This is a genomic window from Enterococcus sp. RTP21361st1_A6_RTP21361_211029 (assembly GCF_040910045.1).
Taxonomy (GTDB): Bacteria; Bacillota; Bacilli; order Lactobacillales; family Enterococcaceae; genus Enterococcus_D; species Enterococcus_D gallinarum.
In genome coordinates this window covers 1-6,266 of the sequence record NZ_JBDGBK010000129.1, presented here as the reverse complement: position 1 = coordinate 6,266, position 6,266 = coordinate 1, and the positions used below count along the sequence as shown (strand labels likewise).

The 6,266-nt window shown below is 45.3% G+C and carries 3 protein-coding genes, 25 tRNA genes and 1 riboswitch; all 28 genes read left to right on the top strand.

The window, feature by feature from the left end:
• The first annotated feature begins 93 nt into the window (after window positions 1-93).
• The 28 genes from AB5Z52_RS15645 (at window position 94) to AB5Z52_RS15510 (ending at window position 6,165) form a co-directional block, all read left to right on the top strand.
• Window positions 94-166, top strand: a tRNA-Val gene (locus AB5Z52_RS15645).
• A 3-nt stretch (window positions 167-169) separates the two neighbouring features.
• Window positions 170-242: transfer RNA gene (locus AB5Z52_RS15640), tRNA-Lys, on the top strand.
• Window positions 243-256: 14 nt separating this feature from the next.
• Window positions 257-338: transfer RNA gene (locus tag AB5Z52_RS15635), tRNA-Leu, on the top strand.
• Between the two features lie 7 nt (window positions 339-345).
• A tRNA-Thr gene (locus AB5Z52_RS15630) sits at window positions 346-418 on the top strand.
• A gap of 10 nt (window positions 419-428) precedes the next feature.
• Window positions 429-500: transfer RNA gene (locus AB5Z52_RS15625), tRNA-Gly, on the top strand.
• Between the two features lie 16 nt (window positions 501-516).
• A tRNA-Leu gene (locus AB5Z52_RS15620) sits at window positions 517-602 on the top strand.
• Window positions 603-613: 11 nt separating this feature from the next.
• Window positions 614-687 (top strand) — tRNA-Arg (locus AB5Z52_RS15615).
• Between the two features lie 9 nt (window positions 688-696).
• Window positions 697-770: transfer RNA gene (locus tag AB5Z52_RS15610), tRNA-Pro, on the top strand.
• A gap of 14 nt (window positions 771-784) precedes the next feature.
• Window positions 785-857: transfer RNA gene (locus tag AB5Z52_RS15605), tRNA-Ala, on the top strand.
• A gap of 24 nt (window positions 858-881) precedes the next feature.
• Window positions 882-955: transfer RNA gene (locus AB5Z52_RS15600), tRNA-Met, on the top strand.
• A gap of 13 nt (window positions 956-968) precedes the next feature.
• A tRNA-Ile gene (locus AB5Z52_RS15595) sits at window positions 969-1,042 on the top strand.
• Between the two features lie 19 nt (window positions 1,043-1,061).
• A tRNA-Ser gene (locus AB5Z52_RS15590) sits at window positions 1,062-1,151 on the top strand.
• An 86-nt stretch (window positions 1,152-1,237) separates the two neighbouring features.
• A tRNA-Met gene (locus AB5Z52_RS15585) sits at window positions 1,238-1,311 on the top strand.
• Between the two features lie 46 nt (window positions 1,312-1,357).
• Window positions 1,358-1,434 (top strand) — tRNA-Asp (locus tag AB5Z52_RS15580).
• A gap of 1 nt (window position 1,435) precedes the next feature.
• A tRNA-Gly gene (locus AB5Z52_RS15575) sits at window positions 1,436-1,506 on the top strand.
• Window positions 1,507-1,522: 16 nt separating this feature from the next.
• Window positions 1,523-1,596, top strand: a tRNA-Ile gene (locus tag AB5Z52_RS15570).
• Window positions 1,597-1,621: 25 nt separating this feature from the next.
• A tRNA-Ser gene (locus AB5Z52_RS15565) sits at window positions 1,622-1,709 on the top strand.
• Window positions 1,710-1,716: 7 nt separating this feature from the next.
• Window positions 1,717-1,788 (top strand) — tRNA-Glu (locus AB5Z52_RS15560).
• A 14-nt stretch (window positions 1,789-1,802) separates the two neighbouring features.
• Window positions 1,803-1,892, top strand: a tRNA-Ser gene (locus AB5Z52_RS15555).
• Between the two features lie 84 nt (window positions 1,893-1,976).
• Window positions 1,977-2,050, top strand: a tRNA-Met gene (locus AB5Z52_RS15550).
• Window positions 2,051-2,067: 17 nt separating this feature from the next.
• Window positions 2,068-2,140, top strand: a tRNA-Asp gene (locus AB5Z52_RS15545).
• 4 nt (window positions 2,141-2,144) lie between these two features.
• Window positions 2,145-2,217, top strand: a tRNA-Phe gene (locus AB5Z52_RS15540).
• 4 nt (window positions 2,218-2,221) lie between these two features.
• A tRNA-Gly gene (locus AB5Z52_RS15535) sits at window positions 2,222-2,292 on the top strand.
• Window positions 2,293-2,308: 16 nt separating this feature from the next.
• Window positions 2,309-2,382, top strand: a tRNA-Ile gene (locus AB5Z52_RS15530).
• A gap of 13 nt (window positions 2,383-2,395) precedes the next feature.
• A tRNA-Glu gene (locus AB5Z52_RS15525) sits at window positions 2,396-2,467 on the top strand.
• A gap of 102 nt (window positions 2,468-2,569) precedes the next feature.
• Window positions 2,570-2,652: riboswitch (SMK box riboswitch) on the top strand.
• A complete protein-coding gene (gene metK / locus AB5Z52_RS15520; protein WP_003128403.1) occupies window positions 2,650-3,834 on the top strand; it encodes a methionine adenosyltransferase in 1,185 nt (394 codons plus the stop codon). It overlaps the preceding riboswitch by 3 nt.
• Window positions 3,835-3,901: 67 nt before the next feature.
• A complete protein-coding gene (locus AB5Z52_RS15515) occupies window positions 3,902-5,383 on the top strand; it encodes an MDR family MFS transporter (protein WP_003128404.1) in 1,482 nt (493 codons plus the stop codon).
• Window positions 5,383-6,165 carry an alpha/beta hydrolase family protein gene (locus tag AB5Z52_RS15510; RefSeq protein ID WP_021149016.1) on the top strand — a complete coding sequence of 261 codons (783 nt, stop codon included), beginning with the start codon at window positions 5,383-5,385 and terminating at the stop codon, window positions 6,163-6,165. The genes AB5Z52_RS15515 and AB5Z52_RS15510 overlap by 1 nt, the downstream gene beginning before the upstream one ends.
• Window positions 6,166-6,266 lie beyond the last annotated feature (101 nt).

The window sequence follows — 6,266 nt, the reverse complement described above, 5'->3', positions numbered from 1 at the left end:
CCGAACACAGAAGTTAAGCTTCTTAGCGCCGATTGTAGTGAAGGGTTTCCCTTTGTGAGAGTAGGACGTCGCCACGCGTTTTTTTTAAATTATGGGGGTTTAGCTCAGCTGGGAGAGCATCTGCCTTACAAGCAGAGGGTCAGCGGTTCGAACCCGTTAACCCCCATATGAGCCGTTAGCTCAGTTGGTAGAGCATCTGACTTTTAATCAGAGGGTCACAGGTTCGAGCCCTGTACGGCTCATAGTAATAACCTATGCGGGTGTGGCGGAATTGGCAGACGCACTAGATTTAGGATCTAGCGCCTTCGGGCGTGGGGGTTCAAGTCCCTTCACCCGCACTTCATTGCCGGCTTAGCTCAGTTGGTAGAGCATCTGATTTGTAATCAGAGGGTCGAGGGTTCAAGTCCTTTAGCCGGCATCAGGAATACGCGGAAATAGCTCAGTGGTAGAGCACCACCTTGCCAAGGTGGGGGTCGCGGGTTCGAACCCCGTTTTCCGCTTTTGCCATCGCAATCAGCCGGGGTGGCGGAACTGGCAGACGCACAGGACTTAAAATCCTGCGGTGAGTGATCACCGTACCGGTTCGATTCCGGTCCTCGGCATTTCTTAATATGCGCCCATAGCTCAATTGGATAGAGTGTTTGACTACGGATCAAAAGGTTAGGGGTTCGACTCCTCTTGGGCGCGTTTTAGCAACGGGAAGTAGCTCAGCTTGGTAGAGCACTTGGTTTGGGACCAAGGGGTCGCAGGTTCGAATCCTGTCTTCCCGATTATATTTTCAAAAGGGGCCTTAGCTCAGCTGGGAGAGCGCCTGCTTTGCACGCAGGAGGTCAGCGGTTCGATCCCGCTAGGCTCCATATCATTTGAATAAATGATTTTTTCGCGGTGTAGCTCAGCTGGCTAGAGCGTCCGGTTCATACCCGGGAGGTCGGGGGTTCGATCCCCTCCGCCGCGATTATTAAGAGCCTGGACCTTTAGCTCAGTTGGTTAGAGCAGACGGCTCATAACCGTCCGGTCGTAGGTTCGAGTCCTACAAGGTCCATTGTGGCATTGTATATGTTGGAGGATTACCCAAGTCCGGCTGAAGGGAACGGTCTTGAAAACCGTCAGGCGGGTAAAACCGTGCAAGGGTTCGAATCCCTTATCCTCCTTTACTGGATTCTTGATCGGATTGTAGATCAATGAGTACAGCTTTTAATTACTTAAAGCAGCTATTGCTTAATTAGTAATTTATTATCGCGGGATGGAGCAGTCTGGTAGCTCGTCGGGCTCATAACCCGAAGGTCGTAGGTTCAAATCCTGCTCCCGCAATTGTTTCTGTTAATACAATAGAAGCGTCAAATAAAAACTAAAATATGGTTTGGTAGTTCAGTTGGTTAGAATGCCTGCCTGTCACGCAGGAGGTCGCGGGTTCGAGTCCCGTCCAGACCGCCATGCGGGTGTAGTTTAGTGGTAAAACCACAGCCTTCCAAGCTGTTGTCGCGAGTTCGATTCTCGTCACCCGCTTTAGTTTTTATTTTTTGGGCCTATAGCTCAGCTGGTTAGAGCGCACGCCTGATAAGCGTGAGGTCGATGGTTCGAGTCCATTTAGGCCCATTGAACTATATATTTTGTTACATTTGGGGAAGTACTCAAGTGGCTGAAGAGGCGCCCCTGCTAAGGGTGTAGGTCGGGAAACCGGCGCGAGGGTTCAAATCCCTCCTTCTCCGTTTTAGCGGTCCGTTGGTCAAGTGGTTAAGACACCGCCCTTTCACGGCGGTAACACGGGTTCGAGTCCCGTACGGATCATTGCAACACTTTTTGGAGGATTACCCAAGTCCGGCTGAAGGGAACGGTCTTGAAAACCGTCAGGCGGGTAAAACCGTGCAAGGGTTCGAATCCCTTATCCTCCTTTACTGAACTCTTGATCGGATTGTAGATCAATGAGTCCAGCTTTTAATTACTTAAAGCAGCTATTGTAATTAGTAATTTATTATCGCGGGATGGAGCAGTCTGGTAGCTCGTCGGGCTCATAACCCGAAGGTCGTAGGTTCAAATCCTGCTCCCGCAATCAAAAAAACTAAATATGGTTCCGTGGTGTAGGGGTTAACATGCCTGCCTGTCACGCAGGAGATCGCGGGTTCGATTCCCGTCGGAACCGTTATGGCTCGGTAGCTCAGTTGGTAGAGCAATGGATTGAAGCTCCATGTGTCGGCAGTTCGATTCTGTCCCGCGCCATCTTGCGGGTGTAGTTTAGTGGTAAAACCACAGCCTTCCAAGCTGTTGTCGCGAGTTCGATTCTCGTCACCCGCTTTAGTTTTTTTATTTTGGGCCTATAGCTCAGCTGGTTAGAGCGCACGCCTGATAAGCGTGAGGTCGATGGTTCGAGTCCATTTAGGCCCATTGAATTTTACTTGGTCCGTTGGTCAAGTGGTTAAGACACCGCCCTTTCACGGCGGTAACACGGGTTCGAATCCCGTACGGATCATGAAAGCATCCTTTGGAATGCTTTTTTTTTATGTTTTAAAAAAGGCAATTTTAAAAGTTTTTCCATAAATTAGGCACAGTAGGTCAAAATTTGTTATAATCAGTCCGTTGCAAGTTCCCGAAAGGATTCGCAGCTGCGAAGATGCCTTGTAACCGAATCGAAATTTAGGGGGAATACAAAAAATGACAGAGAAACATTTATTTACTTCAGAATCTGTATCTGAAGGACATCCAGATAAAGTGGCTGATCAAATCAGTGATGCTATTTTAGATGCGCTGCTTGCTGAAGATCCAATGGCACGGGTTGCCTGCGAAACCTCGGTGACGACCGGATTAGTATTGGTCTTTGGCGAAATCTCGACAAGTGCCTATGTAGATATTCAAAAAATTGTTCGCGAAACCATCAAAGGAATCGGTTATACACGGGCAAAATTCGGCTTTGACGGTGACACTGTGGCGGTATTGGTAGCCATTGATGAACAATCACCTGATATTGCTCAAGGCGTTGACAATGCATTAGAAGTACGCGATGAAGCGAATGAAGAAGAAATCGGTGCCGGAGATCAAGGATTGATGTTTGGTTTTGCTGTTGATGAAACACCAGAATTGATGCCATTACCAATTGCATTGAGTCACCGTCTTGTTCGGCGATTAGCAGAACTGCGTAAAACGAATGAATTGACCTATTTGCGTCCTGACGCAAAATCCCAAGTAACTGTCGAGTATGATGATCAAGATCAGCCTCGTCGAGTGGATACAGTTGTTATCAGCACACAGCATGATGATGCAGTAGACAATGAAACGATTCGTCATGACGTTATTGAAAAAGTGATTAAAGAAGTGATACCAGCTTCTCTTTTAGACGATGAAACAAAATATTATATCAATCCGACAGGACGATTTGTCATCGGTGGGCCTCAAGGGGATGCCGGATTGACTGGTAGAAAAATCATCGTAGATACTTATGGTGGATATGCAAGACATGGCGGTGGCGCATTTTCTGGGAAAGATGCAACAAAAGTTGACCGTTCTGCTAGTTATGCTGCACGCTATATTGCTAAAAATATCGTTGCAGCGAAACTTGCCCGAAAGGTAGAGGTTCAGCTAGCTTATGCGATTGGTGTAGCACAACCTGTATCGATTCGAATTGATACGTTTGGAACCGGAAAAGTCAGTCAAGAGAAATTGATCCAAGCTGTAAGAGAGAATTTTGATCTGCGGCCAGCTGGAATTATAGAAATGTTGAATCTACGTCGTCCGATTTATCGTCAGACAGCGGCATATGGACATTTTGGTCGTACAGATATCGACTTGCCATGGGAGCAAACAGATAAAGTGGATGCTTTATTGGCAAGTGTGAAGGAATAAAGAGGCGACCTCTGTTGATGTAAATCAATAGAGGTTCTTTTTTTTGACTTAGAAGAGGGGGAGAATGATGAAAACGAATGTGACACGTGTGACGATTGCTGTTTTTGTTGCAACATTTATGACGGCTATCGAAGGGACGATCATTACGACTGCTATGCCGACGATCGTTGGTTCTTTACACGGGATCGAGATCATGAATTGGGTTTTTTCGATTTACTTATTGACTAGTGCTATGTTGACACCCATTTACGGTAAACTTGCCGATACCATTGGTCGTAAACCGATTTTTTTATTTGGGACACTGCTCTTTATGATTGGTTCCGCACTCTGTGGCTTGTCAAACAGCATGCTGACACTCATCCTTTCGAGAGCTGTTCAAGGAATCGGGGCTGGTGCGATGATGCCTGTTGCATTGACGATCATCGCCGACTTGTACCCTGTAGAAAAGAGAGCGAAAGTCTTGGGTTTGAACAGTACTGCTTGGGGGATTGCTAGTGTCGTCGGTCCATTAGCTGGTGGTGTGATTGTTGATACAGTCGGTTGGCACTGGATCTTTTTTATTAATGTGCCGATTGGTGTGTTTCTTCTTGGCATGATTTGGTTTTATTTTCATGAAAACAAAAAGACGAAGAAATCTGAGAAAATGGATTTACTTGGTAGTTTTTTGATGATGGTCACATTAGTTTCTCTGCTTTTAGGGTTTCAGTTACTAGGCGATCAGGGGTTAAGTGTTGCTGTGGTAAGCTTACTGATTTTGACTATTGTAACATTCCTGCTGTTTTATCGAGTAGAGAAAAAAGCAGCAGATCCATTAATTGATTTAGCGTTATTCCATTCTAGAACTTTTGTGGTAGTAAATATTGTCGCAGCACTAGCTAGCGGTTTTTTGATGGGTATCGATGTGTATATCCCAATGTGGATGCAAGGAGTCTTAGGAATGAGTGCAGGTATCGGTGGTCTTGTACTAGCACCGTTATCGATTTTATGGATGGTCGGCTCATTTCTAGCCAGCCGCTGGTTGCTGAAGCGGTCGGTTTCATGGGTCCTAACGGCTAGTCTATTAATTACGCTTGTTGGCGCAATCTGGCTTTTTATTACCCCAATGAAAACGTCTTTTCTCTGGTTTTTAGGAATCTCTTCAATTACCGGAATCGGATTGGGAGCGACGATGGTCGTTTGTACCGTGACTGCTCAAACCAGTGTTCCTCATTCACAAATTGGGGTAGCGACCTCCTTCAATACGCTATTAAGAACAATTGGTCAGACAATCATGGTTTCTGTTTTCGGGATCGTCTTGAATATCAGCAATAATTTTGGATTGAAAGAAGCAGGTATTCAAGATCAGGAAATCATGAATCGCTTAGTGGACCCAACTGCTGCTAAGAAACTTTCAACAGACATTCTGCTTCAATTACGAGGAATTTTGTACGATGGATTACATTGGGTATATGGATTAGGATTGTTGCTGATTGTGCTTGCTTTGGTGTTTGCCCGTACAATTCGGCGAGAATCTGGTACAATGATAAAAAAAGAATCGCAGGTGATTTGATGGCTTTTATACAAGCAAATATCTATTCAAATGTTCTTGAAATGGAAGTAATGGTAAACGTGATTCTCCCCCAAACTACCATCAAAAAGGTAGGTACAACTACAAAAAATGATCAAAAAGAATTACCAGTTCTATATCTATTACATGGAATGGGCGGTAATCATAGTGTCTGGGAAAGACGAACTTCGATCGAGCGCTATGTGAGCGACTATCAAATGGCAGTGATCATGCCTTCGACTGATTTGGCTTGGTATACAGATACAACTTATGATATGAAGTACTGGACCTTTGTTGCAGAAGAGTTACCGCAAATCTGCCGAGAGCTGTTTCCTCAATTGAGCAGTGATCGAGAGAAGACATTTGCTGCTGGTCTATCTATGGGGGGCTATGGTGCTGTTAAGTTGGGTTTGCGTAAACCAGAGAGTTTTGCTGCCGTTGCCTCTTTGTCCGGGGCTTTAGCGATTGCTGAAAGCATGGATTCTCTTTTAAAGATTCGAAATACTTCTTACTGGGAAGGGATTTTTGGCCCATTGGATCAGTTTCAAGGTTCAGAGAATGATTTGATCCATTTGATCGATACGATTGATCCGCAAAAGGCACCGCGCTTTTATATTAGTTGTGGAACAGAAGACCAACTGTTTCCTGCAAGTGAATATGCAGTTGCAAAAATGCAGGAACGTGACTTGGCAGTGACATTTGAGTCTGGTTCCGGAGATCACGATTGGCAATTTTGGGATCAGTGGATCCAACGGGTATTAAACTGGCTCGTTGAAGGAAAATAAAAAACATCAGAGACCGAAGAATAGTGGCTCTTTGTCAATAAGGACTGATGGGTTGTACAAAATCAAATCTGGGTCAGAATGAACCTCATTCTGGCTCAGAT